General features: G+C 50.3%; 21 protein-coding genes. 8 read left to right on the forward strand and 13 right to left on the reverse strand.

Annotation, left to right across the window (positions count from 1 at the left end; all coding sequences use genetic code 11):
• Nucleotides 1-57: 57 nt before the first annotated feature.
• The 11 genes from mazG to xerD all read right to left on the reverse strand — a co-directional run bounded on the left by mazG (nt 58) and on the right by xerD (nt 10,703).
• A complete protein-coding gene (gene mazG, locus IEX02_RS08780; RefSeq protein WP_308422488.1) occupies nt 58-873 on the reverse strand; it encodes a nucleoside triphosphate pyrophosphohydrolase in 816 nt (271 codons plus the stop codon).
• Between the two features lie 56 nt (nt 874-929).
• Nucleotides 930-3,077 carry a GTP diphosphokinase gene (gene relA, locus IEX02_RS08785; protein ID WP_188693346.1) on the reverse strand — a complete coding sequence of 716 codons (2,148 nt, stop codon included), beginning with the start codon at nt 3,075-3,077 and terminating at the stop codon, nt 930-932.
• Nucleotides 3,078-3,174: 97 nt separating this feature from the next.
• Nucleotides 3,175-4,509, reverse strand: coding sequence for a 23S rRNA (uracil(1939)-C(5))-methyltransferase RlmD (rlmD, locus tag IEX02_RS08790; protein WP_188693349.1), 1,335 nt, complete (start codon nt 4,507-4,509; stop codon nt 3,175-3,177).
• A gap of 7 nt (nt 4,510-4,516) precedes the next feature.
• Nucleotides 4,517-4,894 (reverse strand): holo-ACP synthase, encoded by a 378-nt coding sequence (gene acpS, locus IEX02_RS08795; protein ID WP_188693352.1) that lies wholly within the window; start codon nt 4,892-4,894, stop codon nt 4,517-4,519.
• Nucleotides 4,895-4,900: 6 nt separating this feature from the next.
• Entirely contained in the window at nt 4,901-5,632 is a 732-nt protein-coding gene (pdxJ, locus tag IEX02_RS08800; protein WP_188693355.1) for a pyridoxine 5'-phosphate synthase, read from the reverse strand.
• 15 nt (nt 5,633-5,647) lie between these two features.
• A complete protein-coding gene (recO, locus tag IEX02_RS08805) occupies nt 5,648-6,346 on the reverse strand; it encodes a DNA repair protein RecO (protein WP_188693357.1) in 699 nt (232 codons plus the stop codon).
• A 58-nt stretch (nt 6,347-6,404) separates the two neighbouring features.
• Nucleotides 6,405-6,689, reverse strand: a complete 285-nt coding sequence (locus IEX02_RS08810; protein WP_188693360.1) for a hypothetical protein — start codon at nt 6,687-6,689, stop codon at nt 6,405-6,407.
• Nucleotides 6,686-8,410, reverse strand: a complete 1,725-nt coding sequence (gene recJ / locus IEX02_RS08815) for a single-stranded-DNA-specific exonuclease RecJ (protein ID WP_188693363.1) — start codon at nt 8,408-8,410, stop codon at nt 6,686-6,688. Before recJ ends, IEX02_RS08810 begins: the two co-directional genes overlap by 4 nt.
• A 32-nt stretch (nt 8,411-8,442) precedes the next feature.
• Entirely contained in the window at nt 8,443-9,165 is a 723-nt protein-coding gene (gene dsbC / locus IEX02_RS08820) for a bifunctional protein-disulfide isomerase/oxidoreductase DsbC (protein ID WP_188693366.1), read from the reverse strand.
• 217 nt (nt 9,166-9,382) lie between these two features.
• On the reverse strand, nt 9,383-9,733 hold the full coding sequence (locus IEX02_RS08825) for a putative quinol monooxygenase (protein ID WP_188693369.1): 351 nt from the start codon (nt 9,731-9,733) through the stop codon (nt 9,383-9,385).
• Between the two features lie 46 nt (nt 9,734-9,779).
• Nucleotides 9,780-10,703 (reverse strand): site-specific tyrosine recombinase XerD, encoded by a 924-nt coding sequence (gene xerD / locus IEX02_RS08830; protein ID WP_188693371.1) that lies wholly within the window; start codon nt 10,701-10,703, stop codon nt 9,780-9,782.
• A 120-nt stretch (nt 10,704-10,823) separates the two neighbouring features.
• Here xerD and IEX02_RS08835 point away from each other — a divergent pair, with 120 nt between their 5' ends.
• From IEX02_RS08835 to IEX02_RS08865, 7 genes are all read left to right on the forward strand, one after another.
• Nucleotides 10,824-11,312 carry an acyl-CoA thioesterase gene (locus IEX02_RS08835; protein ID WP_188693374.1) on the forward strand — a complete coding sequence of 163 codons (489 nt, stop codon included), beginning with the start codon at nt 10,824-10,826 and terminating at the stop codon, nt 11,310-11,312.
• A gap of 79 nt (nt 11,313-11,391) precedes the next feature.
• The gene (fldB, locus tag IEX02_RS08840) at nt 11,392-11,922 is read left to right on the forward strand and encodes a flavodoxin FldB (RefSeq protein ID WP_188693376.1); all 531 of its coding nucleotides are present in this window, start codon (nt 11,392-11,394) and stop codon (nt 11,920-11,922) included.
• Between the two features lie 11 nt (nt 11,923-11,933).
• Nucleotides 11,934-12,641: a dihydromonapterin reductase gene (folM, locus tag IEX02_RS08845; protein WP_188693379.1), complete on the forward strand. Its 708-nt coding sequence runs from the start codon at nt 11,934-11,936 to the stop codon at nt 12,639-12,641.
• 1 nt (nt 12,642) lies between these two features.
• Entirely contained in the window at nt 12,643-13,425 is a 783-nt protein-coding gene (locus IEX02_RS08850; protein ID WP_188693382.1) for a CLCA_X family protein, read from the forward strand.
• Nucleotides 13,426-13,528: 103 nt separating this feature from the next.
• Nucleotides 13,529-13,987, forward strand: coding sequence for an effector binding domain-containing protein (locus tag IEX02_RS08855; RefSeq protein WP_188693385.1), 459 nt, complete (start codon nt 13,529-13,531; stop codon nt 13,985-13,987).
• Nucleotides 13,988-14,156: 169 nt separating this feature from the next.
• A complete protein-coding gene (locus tag IEX02_RS08860) occupies nt 14,157-14,609 on the forward strand; it encodes a MarR family winged helix-turn-helix transcriptional regulator (RefSeq protein ID WP_188693388.1) in 453 nt (150 codons plus the stop codon).
• Nucleotides 14,610-14,733: 124 nt separating this feature from the next.
• Nucleotides 14,734-15,153, forward strand: coding sequence for an organic hydroperoxide resistance protein (locus IEX02_RS08865; protein WP_188693392.1), 420 nt, complete (start codon nt 14,734-14,736; stop codon nt 15,151-15,153).
• Here IEX02_RS08865 and IEX02_RS08870 read toward each other — a convergent pair.
• Both IEX02_RS08870 and IEX02_RS08875 read right to left on the reverse strand, forming a co-directional pair.
• A complete protein-coding gene (locus IEX02_RS08870) occupies nt 15,150-16,064 on the reverse strand; it encodes a diacylglycerol/lipid kinase family protein (protein ID WP_188693395.1) in 915 nt (304 codons plus the stop codon). The two genes, IEX02_RS08865 and IEX02_RS08870, sit on opposite strands and share 4 nt — an antisense overlap.
• 212 nt (nt 16,065-16,276) lie before the next feature.
• Nucleotides 16,277-16,537 carry a hypothetical protein gene (locus IEX02_RS08875; RefSeq protein ID WP_188693398.1) on the reverse strand — a complete coding sequence of 87 codons (261 nt, stop codon included), beginning with the start codon at nt 16,535-16,537 and terminating at the stop codon, nt 16,277-16,279.
• Between the two features lie 159 nt (nt 16,538-16,696).
• Between IEX02_RS08875 and IEX02_RS08880 the strand changes: the two genes are divergently transcribed.
• Nucleotides 16,697-18,862: a M3 family metallopeptidase gene (locus IEX02_RS08880; protein ID WP_188693400.1), complete on the forward strand. Its 2,166-nt coding sequence runs from the start codon at nt 16,697-16,699 to the stop codon at nt 18,860-18,862.
• Nucleotides 18,863-18,972: the final 110 nt, after the last annotated feature.

Raw genomic sequence — 18,972 nt, forward strand, 5'->3', positions numbered from 1 at the left:
TGACTCCTTCTACCCAGGTAGGATAACCGTTTCACTCGGGTGACACCTTGATGTTACTCAAGTTTTACTGTGCTGCTTGGCCTGCTGCCAGAGTTTTTCCATCTCTGCCAGGCCGGTCTTTTCCAGCGTTACACCTTGCTTGGCAAGTTGCCCTTCAATATAAGCAAAACGTTGTTCAAACTTGCGATTAGCCCGGCGCAACAAGGTTTCGGGATCCTTCTTCAGTTTGCGCACCAGATTAACAGTCGCAAACATCAAGTCACCTAACTCTTCTTCCAACGCACTGTCATCGATGTCGGTTCTGGCTAATTCTTGCTGTACTTCCTGAATCTCTTCCTGAATTTTGTCAAACACGCCATGAGTATCCGGCCAGTCAAAACCAACAGTTGCACAACGTTTTTGAATTTTCGCTGCGCGAGTTAAGGCAGGCATGGTGGCGGGAATATTATCCAGTAAACCAGCTCGCCCTCCCGCTTTCTCTGCTCGCTCTCTGGCCTTTTCGGCTTCCCAATTTGCTTTCACCTGCCCTTCATCGAACTGTGCTTGCGCAAACACATGGGGGTGTCGACGAATCAGCTTTTCAGCCATGGCTCCGGCAATATCCTCAAAATCAAATAAGGCCTGCTCTTTCCCCAGGCGGGCATAAAAGACCACCTGAAACAACAAGTCCCCCAATTCTTCTCGAAGCGCTCCGGGTTCGCCGTCTTCAATGGCATCCGCAACTTCATAAGCTTCTTCAATAGTAAAAGGCACAATAGAGGCAAAAGTTTGTTTTAGATCCCAGGGACAGCCACCTTCGGGATCCCGTAAACGGTCCATTACCCAAAGCAGCTTATCCAGATTGGGATAGTTCTGATCATTAATAATTGTCACTGTGATTCCTTTAACGCCACTTGCTTTTGCGCCTTGTATTGCTCGAAAGACAGTGCCTAGAGTTCAGAGCGCCGCACATCTGCCACGCCATTAATGAGTTTTAATTTGCCAATAATCTTGGCCAGACTGTTGAGGTCTCTCACTTCAACTTTCAGGCTGATACGCGCCGTATGCTCTTTGGCATTGCTCAAACTATTAACCCCCAGCAAACCAATTTTTTCGTTGGCCAGCACTGTGGTGATATCGCGCAATATGCCGTCACGATCTGCACAGTTAATCTCAACATTGGACTCGAATGCACCGCTACGTTCACCGGCCCAGTTGACTTCAATACTGCGCTCAGGGTGCTCCTGCACCAGGTGCATAAGCTGATCACAATCTTCCCGATGCACACTCACGCCGCGCCCCTGTGTGATAAAGCCCATAATAGGATCGCCCGGCAGTGGCTGACAGCAGCCCGCCAACTGGGTCATCAAATTACCTACGCCTTCCACTACCACCATATCTTTACCCTGAGAAGGGTGGGCTTTTTTCTTTAGACGCAAATCCAATGGTGCGGGGGGGGCATGGCGCTGCTGAAGATAATTCACCACCTGATACAGTCGTACATCACCACCACCAATGGCGACATATAAGTCATCCAGATGGGTGAAATTAAACTTCTCACAGGCCTCTGCCGCTTCTTTCAGGGGCAGGTTAATTCGTTGCAGCTCTTTTTCCAGGGTTTCCTTGCCGGCTTGTAAATTCTTATCGCGGTCGAGTTTTTTAAACCAGGTATGTATTTTGGCTCTGGCCCGGGATGAGTGCACATAGCCCAGATGCGGGTTCATCCAGTCACGACTGGGGTTGGGATGTTTACCGGTGAGAATTTCCACCTGATCGCCCGTTTGCAGCAAATAGGTAAAAGGCACAATACGACCAAATACCTTGGCACCAATACAGCGATGCCCAACGTTTGAATGGATATAGTAAGCAAAATCCAGCGGTGTGGAGCCTAGCGGCAGATCTATTACATCACCTTTGGGCGTGAATACATAAACCCTGTCATCAAATACCTGACTGCGCAGCTCCTCGACCAAATCCCCTGACTCGGCCATCTCTTCCTGCCACTGCAAAATCTTCCGCAACCAGTTAATTTTCTCTTCATAGCCACTGCGCCCACCCGGCGCGCCTTCTTTGTACTTCCAGTGCGCTGCTACTCCCAGCTCTGCATCTTGATGCATCTGTTGAGTGCGGATTTGAATCTCCACCGCCTTTCCCTGTGGCCCAACCACCACGGTATGAATAGACTGATAACCATTCGGCTTAGGCGTGGCAATATAATCGTCAAACTCGCGGGGAATATGCTTCCAGTTGGCATGCACAATACCAAGCGCGCCATAACAGTCTTGCAGACGCTCAGCAATAATACGTACCGCACGAATATCAAAGAGTTCATCAAAGCCCAGGTGTTTCTTCTGCATCTTTTTCCAGATGCTGAAAATGTGCTTGGGACGACCATAGACTTCGGCTCGAATTTGCTGCTCGGTTAACTGTTGCTGCAAATTGGTAACAAAATCCAGAATATACTGTTCTCTGTCCTGACGTTTTTCATCGAGCAGGTTGGCAATTTGTCGATAGGTTTCCGGGTGCAGATAGCGAAAAGACAGGTCTTCCAATTCCCATTTCAACTGACCTATGCCCAGACGATTTGCCAATGGCGCGTAAATACTGGCGCATTCCTTAGCCACCAGAACACGGGTTTCCTCATCGGCATTTTTCACTTCACGCAAGGTACAAATACGTTCGGCTAATTTGATCACCACGGCGCGGACATCTTCCACCATGGCTAACAGCATACGACGCAGGTTATCTATCTGCGCTTCATCGGTGCGGGCTTGTTTATTGTTATGCAGAGTACGGATGGCTTCCATCCGTCTGACACCTTGTACCAAACCAAGTATATTGGCTCCGGCCTGCTCCAGGATCCGCTCCTCATTCCACTCCTGCTGTTCAATCAAAGGCAATAGCAGCGCGGTTTGCAGCGTATCATCGTCCATATGCAGATCATGCAGGATCTCCACCATCTCCCTGCCAACCAGCGGACAATCAAACTGTTCCTGACATGCGGCTAGTTTCGCCGCTGTGCTATCAGCCAGATGCAGGGAGGCCAGCCACTGGGTAAAAGGAACGGTTTGTTTGTGCACCTTGCGAATGGAAACCATAATCTCAGTCGTCAACCATCAATTGTGTTACTCCTGCCCCGAGCTTCGCAAAAAAAACAGCTCCAATCCAGCACTGTATGACACTGGCAGCAAAACCTTATTGCGGTCTGGATAAATGTGCCATCAATTCAGTATGGGCAGTCTGTGGGAACATATCCATCAGACCAATCTTGTCGATTTGCCAGCCCTTTTCGACCAGCATTGCGGCATCCCGCGCAAAGGTCGCCGGATTGCAGGATACATACAAAATGCCCTTAGGCTTGAGTTTGTGCAGAATAGGCATCAATGCTTGTGCGCCAGCCCGGGCCGGATCCAGCAACACCCGGTCAACCTCAGTGGGAAGGCGGGACAAGGCGTCAAAATCAGATAAATCCAGACAACGAAAATCCACCTGCATACCATTAGCACTGGCATTATCAGATGCCCGCTTCACCATGGCCTCAACGCCTTCAACGCCAATTACGCTGGCACCGGCTCGCGCCAGTGGCAGACTGAAATTCCCCACGCCACAAAATAAATCCAGCACCCTTTCACCGGGGACTGCCGCCAGCCAGGCCAGCGCCTGATTCACCATAGCTTGGTTTACGCTTTGATTAACCTGAATAAAATCATTGGGACCAACAGACAAGCTGAGTTCTGGCACCGGGGAATAACACGCATCCTGATTATCACCACAGACCAATTCAAAGCGGTTTGGGGCAGTTTCAAGCAATAGTCTGAGGGTATTATCCTCAGCAAACTGACGAAGTCTGGCGATATCCTCTGCGGGCAATGCACGGGTGATACGCAAGCACAGTTGCAACTGGTTATCTGCATCCAACACACTGATATGACCTAATTGCTTGGTACCTCTTAGCTGTTTAATCAGGTGCAATAATGGTGGCAGAACGGCTTGTAGTGGCTCGGTCAGAATAGGGCATTGACTGATAGACACGACCTGATCGCTGCCCTTGGCGCGAAAGCCTACTTTCACTTCAGCTTTTTTTTGCGCGTCGATGGCAAGCCGGGCTTTGCGCCTATACCCCTGCGCAGGCCCAAGAATGGGTGACTGCCAATTCAAGCTAGTTATGCCCGTCTGGCGTTGTAGTAACTGCCCCACCGCATTTTGTTTATGGGCAAGCAAATCAACCTGACTAATGTGCTGGTTCTGACAACCACCACATTCACGGCTATGAGGACAAAAAGGTGCAATACGCTGAGCGCTTGGCGACAGCACCTTAACCGCAATACCTTGCCAATAACGGGATTTCTTTTCACTAATACGAACATCAAGCTGTTCACCAGGTAGACCGCCTTCAACAAACACCACGGGCTGATGACTGCGGCATACCCCCAAGCCACCATGCTCTAATTCATCGATGCTCAGGGTTAGCTTAGTTGCCCCAACCGCTCCTTGTTTCTTACCTTTGGGGGCTTTATAAATCTGAACCATAATGCGGTTATTTCTCCAGGATCACAGTGGCGACAGCATAATGCTGTTCATCGGCAATGCTCAGGTGGGTAGCGCTCACGCCCTTGGCCTGACACAGCGCCTGCAGGTTGCCACTTAACTGCAAAAACGGCGCACCGCTGGCGTGATGGCCGATCTCCATCTGCCGGAAACTGATACCACTGCCTATCCCCGTGCCAATAGCTTTGACCATGGCCTCTTTGGCAGCAAAACGTTTGGCTAAAAAGCGCTCAGGGAAATTATGCTGTTTAAAGTCGGCAAGCTCGGCGTCGGTTAGCACACGTTCGGCCAGGCGTTGGGACTTCGTCAGGGCATCCTGAATACGTTTAATTTCGACAATATCGGTACCCATTCCCACTATGGCCATTAGCTACTACGCCCTCGCTTCCAGCATTAAACGCTTCATATCGGCCACGGCTTTATGCAAACCATCGAACACCGCCCTACCGACAATAGCGTGACCAATATTCAGCTCAATCATTTCCGGAATGGCGGCAATAGGTTTAACGTTATGGTAGGTCAGACCATGTCCGGCATTAACTTTAATTCCCAGGCTATCAGCATAACGCGCACCGTCAGCGATCTTCGCCAATTCAATATCTCGTTCCTCTTCATTGCGTGCCTCGGCATAAGCGCCGGTATGCAATTCGATATAAGGTGCACCACAGGCTTTGGCCGCATCGATTTGGGCTTTATCAGCATCAATAAACAGTGAAACCAAAATACCATCGGCCGCTAAACGATTGCAGGCTAGTCGGATTTTTTCCAGATTACCGGCCACATCCAGCCCACCTTCAGTGGTCAGCTCTTCACGCTTTTCGGGCACCAGGCAACAAAATTCAGGGCGAATACGTGAGGCTATGACCAACATTTCCTCAGTGACTGCCATTTCCAGGTTCATCCTGGTCTGCAATGTCTGGCGAAGAATCTCTACATCGCGATCAATAATGTGCCGTCTATCTTCACGCAAATGAATAGTGATACCATCTGCCCCGGCGCGTTCCGCAATCTCAGCGGCATGCACGGGATCAGGATAAGCCGTTCCTCTGGCGTTTCTGACGGTGGCAACATGGTCAATATTGACCCCTAGCAGAATCTCTTTCATTTCGTCTTAACTCCACTAATTAGCTTGGAAAAGCTCTCTGCTTTTCAATGGCTTACTCCCCAATAAGGGTTTAAGCATTATGCGATTGATAAACTTGGCGCTACGCAGGGCTTCCGCTGTCCACTGCCCGCTCGCAATTTGATTCAGCCAGTCACCGCGAAAATCACTGGCCGTAGCACGCTGCACCGCACTCAGCACAAAGCCCTGTTCTACATCCAGACAATAATAAGCATCGTCGCGAAGAGGGGTCTGAGTTTGCGCATCGTAGCCAAAATCCAGCTCATACCCCAGTTCACTGAGCAATAACAATTCATACTCTCTTAGCAGTGGTTCAAAGGCGTCACCAGCCAGGAGCGCTTGCAAACTTTGTACATAGGCATCAAACAGCGGCTCCACCGCCAGCTCCAGCGGCAATAAACGCTGTAACAGTTCATTGAGATACATGGCACAAAACAAGGCTGAACCTTGTAACTGCAAAGCCCTACCGGTACTTTCCAACTGCTTGAGATTTTTCAGCTCGTGGCGACCTACCAGGCTTACTTGCAGGGGCACAAATGGTTGTAACAAGCTGCGATTAGCACTTTTGCTGTTTCGCACCCCTTTGGCCACCATACTGAGCCGCCCCATCTCACGACTAAAAACGTCCACCAGAAAGCTGGTCTCCCGGTAAGGTCGTCGATGCAGGACAAAAGCCTCAAGGTTGTCGTAAGTCACAGGTAAACCCGCTGTTCAGAGTAGGCGCATAATAGCAGCAGTCGGGGCAGAAAGTCGTTCAGCCCTGACGAATCCGGACAATTTTCATGTACTCAAACTCCATGCCGGCCACCAGCTCGGTATCAGGATAATAAGTAATATTGATAAGTGCCCCTTGTAAGCTTCGATAGCGCTTTTTACGCCGAAACTTAAACGGCACATCCACGCCGTCCAGCATCAAGGTGTTAACCAGCCAGTCACCATCCTCACGCTGCACATGCGACAGCACTTTCATATCTACAGAATGGGTAAGATTAGGGTGCCGCTCCAGCATTTGCGCAACAGCTTTAGCAGATTTTTTCATACCGGTGCCAGAGCCTCTACCAACAATTGCAGCGATACCTTGCCGCGGAAATGGTTGATATCCAAACGGTATGCCAGTTGCACCTGCTTAATTTGCCGGTTTGGCCACACAGCCAAATCCACGTTAAACGCAATGGCATCCAACAGCTGCCCGCTGGGGTGTTTTATCATCATCTTCAGATGCTTTTCCCCCACCAGACGTTGGTCCAACAATTCAAACTCACCGTCGAACAAGGGTTCTTCAAACCCTTGTCCCCAAGGGCCTGACTCTTTCAATAACTGCGCAAAGTCCAGACAAACCTCACTGGCGGTTAACTGCCCGTCAGATAGCAATTCGCCCTGCAACTGCCGACCTTCCAGCCATTCACTGGCGACCTGCACAAACACTTGCTCGAAGGCCGCCAGTTTATCAACATGCAATGACAACCCCGCCGCCATGGCATGGCCACCAAACTTGTCAATAATGTCAGGATAACGGCTGTTAATTTCTTCAAGCAGGTCGCGGATATGCAACCCTGGAATGGAACGGGCCGAGCCTTTGACTATGTCATCATCTTGATGCGCAAAGGCAATAGTAGGGCGAAAATAACGCTCTTTAATGCGGCCGGCCAGAATACCAATTACGCCCTGATGCCAATCCGTCTGATATAACACCAATCCGGCGGGCAATTCCTGCTCATTAAAGCTCAATAACTCCAGGGTTTTAAGTGCCTCGGCCTGCATACTGCTTTCAATTTCACGCCGTTCACGATTAAGGCTATCCAGCTCGACAGCCATGCGTCTGGCTTTGCCCTCTTCTTCAGCCAGCAGACATTCAATGCCCATCGCCATGTCATCCAGCCTGCCAGCCGCATTTAACCTCGGCCCCAAAACAAACCCTAAGTCGGAAGCGACAATCTGGCCACATTCACGCCCCGCCACTTCCACCATAGCGCGAATACCTGGTCGACAGCGTCCACTGCGAATACGTTGGAGCCCCTGATGCACCAGAATACGATTATTCTTATCTAGCCTGACTACATCGGCTACTGTACCCAATGCCACTAAATCCAATAATTCGGCCAGATTAGGTATAGGCAATTGTTGCCGCTCAAACCAACCTTGCTCCTGTAAGTGTCGACACAGTGCCAGCATCAGATAAAAAGCCACTCCCACCCCGGCCAGGTTTTTAGATGGGAAATCACAACCTGGTAAGTTAGGATTCACTATGGCATCCGCGACAGGAAGCTCGGCCGCAGGTAAGTGGTGGTCGGTAATCAGCAGTTGCATTCCCAGTTGCTTAGCTCGCTGGGCACCGGCTAAACAAGCAATGCCATTGTCTACAGTAATCAGCAGCTCGGCGCCCTGCTGATGGGCCATATCGACAATTTGCGGACTCAGGCCATATCCAAAATCAAAACGATTTGGGACCAGGTAATCCACCCGTTTGGCTCCCATGCGTTTAAGCGCCAGCATACACAAAGCCGTACTGGTCGCCCCATCGGCATCAAAGTCACCGATAATCATCAACTGCCGCCCCTGCACCAGGGCGTCAGCCAGCACAGACACGGCTTGTGACATACCTTTTAACTGTTGATAATGCGCCAAATCCCGGGTGCTGCGCTGCAGCTCCTGCATATGGCTGATACCACGGCTGGCATAGATCTGCTTCAAACGGGGATGAATACCAGGGGCGTCATCCTGCCAGGACTGCTCTTGTCGGTAACGAATATTTAGTGTCATAACAGTATAAAAAGGGCGCTGTTGCGCCCTTATCAGGAATTGTGCTCGTCTAACACAGATTTAAGGGATATCGGTGGCTGATACCCCGGAATCAAGGTGCCGTCTTCAAGAATAATAGCTGGCGTGCCGTTAATACCAATTTGCTGACCGAAGTCATATTGTTCGCTAACTTTGCTGGTACAGGTTTTACTAGCGATATTCTTACCGGCCTTAGCATCGGTCATGGCTTTCTTTGGATCGTCCGCACACCAGACAGACAACAAATCCTTATAACCTTCGCTGTTTACGCCACCACGCGGAAACGCCAGGTAACGAACGGTGATGCCCAGGTCATTGTATTCATCAATATGAGAATGCAACTTGCGGCAATAGCCACAGGTAGTGTCGGTAAACACGGTAATAGCGTACTTCTCATCCTTGGCTTTAAATTCCACCATGGAGTCACCAAACCTTTTCACCCCTTCTGCCCGCACTACACTCAGCGCCATTTCGGTTTCATTAACCATCTCGTTATTCAGATTAAATACCCGACCATGCACCAGATATTGGCCATCCGGGCTGATATAAAACAATCCGCGGCTGGTCAAGGCCTGCAATAAACCCGGCACGGGTGAAGGCTCAATACTGTTTACCGCCAGGCCCAGACTATCAACCAGCTTTGCTTTTACCTGACTGTAATCTTCCTTGGCCTGCACACCAAACGCCAAGCTACCGAGTAAGGCCGAGGTCATGATCAGTTTTGCTATTCGCATCATAGAATTTCCAACGTCAAAGGGTACTGACACTTTAGACCTGTCCTTTGGCCTAAAAGTTACACTAACGGGTATTGTACCTGCTGTTCGAAGGTGAGTCCAAGACACTACGCGCCGGAACCGTCGCCAAACAAGACCACTAACCAATCCCCAATTTCACTGCTCACTCAGCTCAGAGCTAAGTCACCGAGGCTGAAGTTGCACAGCCTGAATATCAAATTTATGCCAACACAGGTGCATCAAAATCCTGTGGCTCGTCGGTATAAACACACACATTCCAATCGGCCGCCAGGCCGGTTTCAGCCACACAATAGGTCGCAAAAAAAGTCGTAATTTCCTCTCGCTGGCAGTGGGCTTCAAAACTGGCCATATCAGCCCAGATTTCATTAAAGGCGATGGCAAAGCTCTTCCCCTCAGCAAAGGGACTGGCGATATGTCGTGTCACCACATACTGAAGGCAGCCATCTTCACGCAGAGTATTAGGCTCCAAAGATTGCAGCACCTTAAATAACTCTTTTTCCTTACCAGGCTTAGGTTGAAACTGCGCAACACAATAAACTTTTTTAGACATGATACTTCCTTAAAAATGAGAGGTTCATTCTGACTCATTAAGCCTTTTATCCCCTGGGATGATGATCTTCAATCAGGCTTTGCAGCCGCTCGGTGGCCACATGGGTGTAAATTTGCGTGGTAGACAGATCTGAGTGGCCTAATAGCATCTGCACCACTCTTAGATCCGCACCGTGATTTAGCAAATGGGTGGCAAAGGCATGGCGCAAGGTGTGCGGTGACAAACTTTGCAAGGCAATTCCTGCTTGCGGCGCATAATATTTAATCCGGTGCCAAAAGGTCTGGCGGGTCATCTGCTGGCCACGACTTGACGGAAACAATACATCGGTTTGCTGTTTTAGTAACAGCGCCCGGCCCCTTTTTAAATAAGTCTGCAGCCATTCCAGCGCCACTTCCCCCATAGGCACCAAGCGATCCTTATTGCCTTTGCCCGTTACCCGGATAACTCCCTGCACCGTGCTCACCTGACCTAGCCTTAGCCCCACAAGCTCGCTGACCCGTAGGCCTGTGGCGTACAATAACTCCAGCATGGCCTTATCTCTTAGCTGAACCGTGTCTTCAATATTTGGAGCCTCAAGCAAGCGCTCAACCTGACGCTCTGATAAGGTTTTAGGCAGTGGTTTACCTAGTTTGGGGTTTTGCAATATAGCCACGGGATCATCATCCCGCAGCTTGTCACGCAGTAAATAGGCAAAATAGGCCCGTAAGCTGGACAAAAACCGGGCATTGCTTCGCTCAGACAGCTGCTGGTCATAGCGATACGCCAGATACGCCTGAATGTCTTCGCTTTGTACCTCAGCCAACTCCACCGGCTGACGGGATAAAAACTGACAGAATTTGTTTAGGTCACTGCGATAGGCCGATAAAGTATTGTCACTTAGCCCTTTTTCCAGCCATAAAGCATCAATAAAGGCATCGATCTGCGCCTGGCTCTGCTCAGAAATCCCAGGCTTATCACTAATACTGGCCACAGTGCTATCCCGTAAAAAACAGCGCTCATCATAGCATTCAGTTAACCGGCCGAGAAATCTGCTTGCCTGTAGGTACCGAATCTAACCTAAAATGGTGCAAAACAACCTGGAGAAAACAACATGGCCGGTGAGCAACGTGACCTTACCTTAAGATTTCTGGCCGAACCTGCCGACGTAAACTTTGGTGGCAAAGTACACGGCGGGGCAGTGATGAAATGGATAGACCTGGCAGCCTACGCCTGTGCAGCCGGCTGGAGCGGCAAATATTGTATTACTGCCTACGCGGGGGGAATCCGCTTTGTACGCCCTATTCTGGTGGGTAATCTGGTGGAAGTGCGAGCCAGAGTCATTTACACAGGGCGCACATCTATGCATTTGGCACTGGATGTAATGGCTGGCGACCCAAAACTGAGTGAACGCCACCTGACCACGCACTGCATAGTGATCATGGTCGCAGTAGACGAGGAAGGAAAGCCCAGCGCCGTACCGGAATGGATACCGCAAACAGACGAAGACAAATATTTACGAGAGTCAGCCCTTAAATTAGTGCAAATGCGTGAAAAAATCGGCGATGAAATGGCCGCGCATATCAAACACCTTGGTTTGTAATCTCAGTGTCTCGCTGAATCATGCAGCCCGGCCTGTTCTCTGGCACAATAGGTGCTGATTTTTTTATATGTGTTAGGCAATGACAGACAGCAGTTTAAAAATCGGCCTGTTTTATGGCTCAACGACCTGCTACACCGAAATGGCGGCGGAAAAAATCTGCGCCGCTTTAGGTGAAGACCTGGTCGAGATGCACAACATCAAAGATGTGCCACTAAAAGAAGCCGAGCAATTCGATATTCTGATATTGGGTATTTCCACCTGGGATTTTGGTGAATTGCAGGAAGATTGGGAATCCCAGTGGAGTGATATCCGCGCTCTTAACCTGCAAGGTAAGATTGTCGCCTTGTTTGGCTTGGGCGACCAAATGGGTTATGCCGACTGGTATCAGGACGCCTTGGGCATGTTGCACGATGAGCTGCTGGTACTGGATTGTCAGTTGATTGGCTATTGGCCAAACCAAGGCTATGAATTTACCGCCTCTAAGGCCCTGACCGAAGACGGTAGCCACTTTGTCGGCTTGGCGCTGGACGACGAAAACCAGTTTGATCAAACCGATCAGCGCATCAGCCAATGGGTTGATCAGTTACTGGATGAATTGCAGCAACTTTAATTGGAATCTTCATGCATCAGGCTCCCATTTTAATCACCGGCGCGGCCCAGCGTATCGGCTTGTATTGCGCAAAAGCCCTACACCAATTGGGCTATGCCGTCGTCATCACTTATCGCCGCCACCGCCCCTTAATTGACGAATTACAAGCCAGCGGAATTGATTGTATTCAGGCTGACTTTGCTCATTCTCAAGGGGTACAGAGTTTTATTGATACCCTTAAACAGCGATACCAGAGTCTGCGGGCCATTATCCATAACGCGTCAGACTGGCATTCTGATCAGGACGGTGAGTTAGCAGAGGTATTCGACGCGATGATGGCAATCCATGCCAAGGCACCTTTGCTTCTCAACCAAGCTCTGGCACCGATGCTAAACGAGGATAAGGCCGACATAGTGCATATGACGGATTTTGTTGCCCAAACCGGCAGCGCTAAACATATGGCCTACGCAGCATCTAAAGCAGCATTGGAGAACCTAACCCTGTCCCTGGCGCGAAAATTAGCGCCCAAAGTCAAAGTTAACGCCATTGCGCCGGCACTGATTTGTTTTAATGACTGGGATGATGACGCATACCGGCAGAAGACCTTACAGAAATCCCTGCTAGGTATCGAACCAGGCGAACAAGAGGTATTTAACACTCTCGACTGGCTGCTCTGCAGCGACTACGTAACCGGCCGGATAATTCATCTGGATGGCGGCCGCCATTTAAACCTGCCTTAAAATGATGGCCGAGCCCAGGCTACATCGCCCTTACTATCGTAATGGTCCGGACCATAGGGAAGGCCGGGATATGGGCTTTGCCGACATAGTACGAATATTTGGTTTTCGCACGGTAAGCATTGGCAAATGGGTAAGCAAAGCTGAACAGCAGTTAGCCGCCAATTTGTTTTTCGATGCCCTGTGCGATTTGATGAGCATCCTGGCAGTGCCGGAAAGGGTTATTTCCCTCAATGGCACCCTGTCCCTGGCCTTTGGTACCGGCGGTAACAAACACAGCAGTGCCCATTATGAGTCATCAAGTCGCACTCTGGCACTGGCTAAAAATGCGGGCGGGGGCGCCCTGGCCCATGAATGGTTTCATGCCTTCGATCATTATATCTGCCCAAAACTCTTTAACGATACCGAGCGCCACAGTTTTGCTTCGGCATGCTGGCTGAACAATCAGCACACTATTGATCACCCACTGAACCTGCGCCTTTTTGACTATTTTCGCTTGTTGTTTCTGGAGGGTCGGCAAGGTAGCGCCTATCTGAAACGCGCCGTAGACATCGACAAGAAGCTGCAGATTTTCTACTACGCCCAGCCTCAGGAGCTGGCCGCCCGCGCTTTTGAGGCCATTGTGCAGGATCAACCGCTAAAAAATGCCTTTCTGGTACAAGGTACTAAGCAAAGCCAGGAAGCCGAGCTGGGTCTTTATCCCCCCATCGCTATCAGGCCCGAACTGGCCAATCAATTATTGGGTTACTTCCATCTGCTGGGTAAGGCCCTGGATGCACAGCGCTGAAACTTGCCCGCTAGCTATTGCTAATTCTTTGTAAATCAATCAAAAAACGCGTAGTGTTTAACTGGTTGTGCAGTGAATAAGAAGAATAGAGCAAGGAGCTAGCATGAACATCGTTACCCAGTCTGAAATCCTCTTAATTGGCATAGAAGTCAACGCCCCCTGGCAAGCACTGAGTAGCCAAATACCTGATGCCTGGCAGCACCTCTACCACCAACTAGACCACCTTGACCCAAGTGGCGACCCCATTCTGGTTGAAGCATCACTGAGCTGCCAGCAAGGCATATATCGGCAATTGGTCAGTTGTCAGGTCACTTCATCCATCCCGGTTCCTGAGGGATTAACGGCCATCCGCATCCCACCGGCCAGCTACCTTCATCATACTCATGAAGGGCAGGTTAGCCAGATTATAGAGACCTTCGGCGATATGCTGCAGTGGGCGGCAGAAGAGCATATCCCTATCTCGGATCTGAAACTGGATTTCGGCTACACTCAAACCAAAGATGAGCAAAGTCATGAGCTGTTAATTGCTTTACAACCGCCTCCCCAATGGCAGCGTTGCTAAACGCGGCTTGTTAATACTTGGCCCCGTATTAACCAGCCAAGATGAAGAACACACAAATGGCCAAAATGCCTACGCAAAGGTCAGTCTTCTTTAGCCATTCAACGCAAGCACCTTGAAAAATCTCCCCACAGACAGGATATTCAGAACATTGCTATGTTGAGGAGTTGTTATGAACAGCACGTCTTGCGAAGCCTTACACCTAGATAACCAACTGTGCTTTGCGCTGTATTCAACCTCTCTGGCCATGAATAAGCTATACAAACCCTTATTGGCCAAGTTAGGACTCACCTACCCTCAGTATCTTATGATGTTGGTGTTGTGGGAAGAAGACGGCATTACCTCAACAGCCGTAGGCAAGCGTTTACACCAGGATCTAGGCGCACTCAGCCCAGTTCTTAAGCGTCTTGATGCACAAGGTCTGTTGGAAAGGCGGCGTAGCAGCGACGATGAGCGCAAGGTTTTGCTGTTCCTAACCCCAGCTGGCAAAGCACTGCAACAGCAAGCCCAGTCACTCCCCCATTCCGTGCTCTGTGCCAGTGGTTTGAATATAGAACAGGTGGTATCCCTCAAGCAGCAGCTGGACAGCCTACGTCTTACCCTTAATGGTGACGGCCATGGCTAAGCGTCAACCTGCCTGATTCGCTGAATGCGATAAGCTACATCGGTTCTTTTAATTATCGCAATAAACATTATCGCGATAACATAATCCTCGTTAACCTGTTAGGTAATCAAACGAGGAAATTCCTATGCAAGTACTATATAAAGCCATTGTTACTTCAACCGGCGGTCGCGACGGCCAGGCAAAATCCGATGATGGTTTGCTCGATGTTAAGCTCACTACACCAAAAGAGCTGGGAGGCAGCGGGGGCCAGGCCACCAACCCGGAACAATTATTCGCGGCAGGTTATTCGGCCTGCTTTATTGGCGCACTAAAATTCGTGGCAGCGGGTAAAAAAATAAGCTTGCCAGCAGAAACACATATCCGCGCTGAAGTGGGTATTGGGCAAACCCAAGGTGGTTTTGGTCTTGATATTGATCTCTTTGCACAGCTGCCGGGCTTGGAACTTTCCGTGGCACAAATGCTGGTTGATGCTGCACACCAGGTATGTCCATACTCCAACGCCACCCGTGGAAATGTCGATGTTCGTCTGCACACCAGCGTTTAACCCTTGATTGGCCGCACCCGTGCGGTCATCTCCCCTCTTGGGAGCTTTAAGGCAATGGCCTGCGGTACCACCTGAATGCGCGCCGGCGTCACGCCGAAGAACTCGCCATCTCCCTCAATGGGCAGATTTGGAGTCAGGATAGAAAACTGCCTATCTTGCCAGTATTCCACCACATCAGCCTGCAAATGGCGGCCCTGAAAAATCCGCGCCAGGTAATAGAGCTTTTTAGCCAGTCCGGCTTTCCCCACCCAGCAACAGTCAAGCATGCCATCGTCAATACTGGCGCGTGGGGCGATTTGCATACCGCCACCAAAATAACGCCCGTTGGCAAAGGCTGCGATAAAGCAATCCGCATTCTTCTGCAGGCTACTTTGCAGTTGTACCTGTTGCTCGCGATAACCAAAGAGTTGCTGTAAGGCAACGAGTAGATAACGCCAGCGGCGAAACCGACGTGGCTGCTTATCATACATACTGGCGACAACAGCGCCATCAAAGCCAACCCCCAGTACATTGGCAAAGTAGCGCTCATTGCATAACCCCAGGTCCACCCGCTGGCTCAACTCCCCCAGCGCAATTGCTACCGGATCATCGGCGCTGCTAAATAGGTTACGAGCAAAATCATTGCCACTGCCACAAGGGATAAGAGCAAGAGGAACCTGACTATGGGCCAGGACATTAACGACAAGATTAAATGTGCCATCCCCACCAATCACGACCCAGTCGGTAAATGCCGTCTTACATTGATTGAGGTGACGAAGGTTAGCCTGTTCATTAGCGGTGGTATACCAAACCTCAAGCTCATCCCCCCTTTCCCGCAGCCCCTGGCGAAGGCGCTCCAGGTAATACTGAGCCCGGTCATTGGCCATTGGGTTAACCACAATCAAAAAACGACGTGAGCTGGGAGACGGCATATAACACTCTGCTCGCAAAAAACTGTCAGTTTGCGCCAATCCGCGGTTCAGTCAACCTGCAATAGCTAGGGTTATGTATCTTTCGGGCATATGCAGCATTTTGTGGGCTCTTTATACAAAGCAGCGTAAACCTAGTGCAGTTATTCTACATAAGTGAATAATAACGCCGCGGAAAGGGCCAATAAGCACGGCCCGAAGGGTTCAATATTTGCCTACCAGCGACGTTTTGCGGGATCGCGATTCTCTTTCTCAAACTCGGTTTGAATCTCAATAATCTCTGGCTCACAGTGAGACTTAATGGATGACACCATTGGCGTATCGTCATCCAATTGAATACTGACTTCGTACTGATCCTGTAAATGACCGTTGCACGGATTCATATCTATGCCCATTTGTTGCATATACTCGCGTTCTGCCTGACTTACGCAAGCACTCAGCAACACAACACTGGTCAAGGTAAAAAGTATTTTCATCCGCATCCTTCCATCTTCAACTGCCACCTATGCTCGGTTATTTATCGTATTACTTCAACGACTGACGGTAAAATGTTACAACGTATCAGTGAATTCGGACATAATTCCGCCTTTGGCTAACGCCAACTTATTCTAACAAGAGTCCCTTTGGAGAACGTAATGCGCAAGACTCTGATTGCTTCAGCAATCGGTGCCAGCCTGCTGGTTGCCGCCTGCTCACAGCCACCTAAGACAGAACAAAACAATACCGCCGAAACAGCCCAAGCCAGCCAGGTAGCTATCGCTAACCCTTTGCTGACCGCCAGCACATTGCAATATCAGGCACCTGATTTCAGCCAAATCAAAGACGAGCACTTCGCCCCGGCTTTTGAACAGGGCATGACAGAACATATGGCCGATATTCAGGCCATTATCGACAATCCTGAACCCGCCAGCTTTGAAAACACTATTGTTGCGCTGGAAAAAGCCGGTCCCCTTCTGACTCGTGTATCACGGGTGTTTTTCAACCTGACCGGTACCGACAGCAATGAAGCGCGCCGTGCCTTGCAAAGCGAGTTGGCACCTAAGCTGGCCGCGCATTCCGACAACATCAATCTGAATGCCGACTTGTTTGCCCGCGTGGAAGCGATTTACAACCAGCGCGAACAGCTGAAGCTAGATCCCGAATCGGACCGCTTGCTGGAGGTGTACTACAAACGCTTTGTCAAAGCTGGCGCCAAGTTGTCTGAAGAACAAAAGACAGCCATTCGCGCTCTGAACGAAGAGCATTCCAAGCTAACTACGCAGTTCAGCCAAAACTTGCTGAAACTGAGCAAGGCCATCGCTGTGGTAGTTGAAGATAAAGCCCAATTAGACGGCCTGTCTGAAAGCCAATTGAAAGCGGCCGCTAAAGCTGCCGAGGATGCAGAGCAACCAGGTAAGTATCTGCTGAGCATCACTAATACCACCCGCCAGCCGATCCTGGCTTCCCTGAATAACCGGGAATTGCGTCAGCGCGTATGGGAAGCCTCTGCATATCGTGGCACCTCCGGCGAACTGGATAACCGCCCGCTGGTTTCTCGCCTGACCCAGATCCGTGCCGAAAAAGCGGCATTGTTAGGCTACAACAACTGGGCCGAATACCAGTTACAAAACACCATGGCGGAAAAGCCAGAAAATGTCTTTAACATGCTCAACTCCATGGTGCCGGCCGTTGTGGCTAACACCCAAGCCGAGCAAGCTGACATTCAGGCCATGATCAAACGTGAAGGCGGCGACTTCGATGTACAGCCCTGGGACTGGGCATACTATGCAGAAAAAGTACGCCAGGAAAAATACGACCTGGATGAAAGCGAAGTGCGTAACTACTTCGAGTTCAACCGTGTACTGCACGACGGTCTGTTCTACACCATGAATCGCCTGTATGGCGTGCGCTTTGAGCCACGTCCAGATCTGCCGGTTTACCACCCTGACGTACAAGCCTTTGAGCTGTTTGATCACGGCGGTAAGAGCCTGGCGATTTTCTATGCCGATTATTTTGCCCGTGACGGCAAACGCGGTGGCGCCTGGATGAGTTCATTTGTTGGCCAGTCCGGCTTGCTTGAGCAAAAACCCGTGGTGGTCAACGTGATGAATATTCCTAAGGGTCCGGAAGGTGAACCCACCTTGGTAAGCTTTGACCATGTGACTACTATGTTCCACGAACTGGGTCATGGTATTCACGGCATGTTCTCCAAGGTGAAGTATCCTTCCTTGGCCGGTACCGCCGTGTCTCGCGACTTTGTTGAGTTCCCATCAACCTTCGAAGAAGATTGGGCTGCATTGCCTGAAGTTTTGGCTAATTATGCCCGTCACTACGAGACCGATGAGCAGATCCCCGCGGAGTTGCTGGAAAAAGTCATGAAGGCAAAAAACTTCAATATGGGCTTCGACACCCTGGAGTATATGTCAGCCGCCCTATTGGATATGGAATGGCACTCACTGCCTGCCGATACACCGCTGCAGGATGTGGAAAGCTTTGAAGCCAAGGCGTTGGAAAAGCATGGCGTAAATCTGCCAGCGGTTCCGCCTCGCTATAAGTCCACTTACTTCTCTCACTCTATTGGCGGTGGCTATTCTGCGGGTTACTACGCCTACATGTGGAGTGAAATCCTGGCAGCCGACGCCTTCGCATACTTGCGTGAGCGTGGCGGTCTGACCCGTGAAAACGGCGAGTTGTATCGCAAGCACATCCTGGAAGTGGGTAATTCTCGCCCCCCCATGGAGTCTTACATTCAATTCCGTGGTCAGGAGCCAACGACGGATGCCCTGTTGATTCGCCGTGGTCTGAAGCCACAAATCGACTAAGTTTGTTGAGCAACCCCGGCCTCATCTGAGGCCGGGACAAATACAAAAAAACCGCCTTTTGGCGGTTTTTTTTCATGGATGAACAGGAACGGCGATGTTCAGGATGAACG

The sequence above is a fragment of the Bowmanella pacifica genome (assembly GCF_014645355.1).
GTDB lineage: Bacteria > Pseudomonadota > Gammaproteobacteria > Enterobacterales > Alteromonadaceae > Bowmanella > Bowmanella pacifica.

Bases quoted from the DNA above. Each gene is read 5' to 3' on its own strand.
- relA (WP_188693346.1), bottom strand. From the start codon at position 3,077: ATGGTTTCCATTCGCAAGGTGCACAAACAAACCGTTCCTTTTACCCAG.
- rlmD (WP_188693349.1), bottom strand. From the start codon at position 4,509: ATGGTTCAGATTTATAAAGCCCCCAAAGGTAAGAAACAAGGAGCGGTT.
- acpS (WP_188693352.1), bottom strand. From the start codon at position 4,894: ATGGCCATAGTGGGAATGGGTACCGATATTGTCGAAATTAAACGTATT.
- pdxJ (WP_188693355.1), bottom strand. From the start codon at position 5,632: ATGAAAGAGATTCTGCTAGGGGTCAATATTGACCATGTTGCCACCGTC.
- IEX02_RS08810 (WP_188693360.1), bottom strand. From the start codon at position 6,689: ATGAAAAAATCTGCTAAAGCTGTTGCGCAAATGCTGGAGCGGCACCCT.
- recJ (WP_188693363.1), bottom strand. From the start codon at position 8,410: ATGACACTAAATATTCGTTACCGACAAGAGCAGTCCTGGCAGGATGAC.
- dsbC (WP_188693366.1), bottom strand. From the start codon at position 9,165: ATGATGCGAATAGCAAAACTGATCATGACCTCGGCCTTACTCGGTAGC.
- IEX02_RS08825 (WP_188693369.1), bottom strand. From the start codon at position 9,733: ATGTCTAAAAAAGTTTATTGTGTTGCGCAGTTTCAACCTAAGCCTGGT.
- IEX02_RS08835 (WP_188693374.1), top strand. From the start codon at position 10,824: ATGGCCGGTGAGCAACGTGACCTTACCTTAAGATTTCTGGCCGAACCT.
- fldB (WP_188693376.1), top strand. From the start codon at position 11,392: ATGACAGACAGCAGTTTAAAAATCGGCCTGTTTTATGGCTCAACGACC.
- folM (WP_188693379.1), top strand. From the start codon at position 11,934: ATGCATCAGGCTCCCATTTTAATCACCGGCGCGGCCCAGCGTATCGGC.
- IEX02_RS08850 (WP_188693382.1), top strand. From the start codon at position 12,643: ATGATGGCCGAGCCCAGGCTACATCGCCCTTACTATCGTAATGGTCCG.
- IEX02_RS08855 (WP_188693385.1), top strand. From the start codon at position 13,529: ATGAACATCGTTACCCAGTCTGAAATCCTCTTAATTGGCATAGAAGTC.
- IEX02_RS08860 (WP_188693388.1), top strand. From the start codon at position 14,157: ATGAACAGCACGTCTTGCGAAGCCTTACACCTAGATAACCAACTGTGC.
- IEX02_RS08865 (WP_188693392.1), top strand. From the start codon at position 14,734: ATGCAAGTACTATATAAAGCCATTGTTACTTCAACCGGCGGTCGCGAC.
- IEX02_RS08870 (WP_188693395.1), bottom strand. From the start codon at position 16,064: ATGCCGTCTCCCAGCTCACGTCGTTTTTTGATTGTGGTTAACCCAATG.
- IEX02_RS08875 (WP_188693398.1), bottom strand. From the start codon at position 16,537: ATGAAAATACTTTTTACCTTGACCAGTGTTGTGTTGCTGAGTGCTTGC.
- IEX02_RS08880 (WP_188693400.1), top strand. From the start codon at position 16,697: ATGCGCAAGACTCTGATTGCTTCAGCAATCGGTGCCAGCCTGCTGGTT.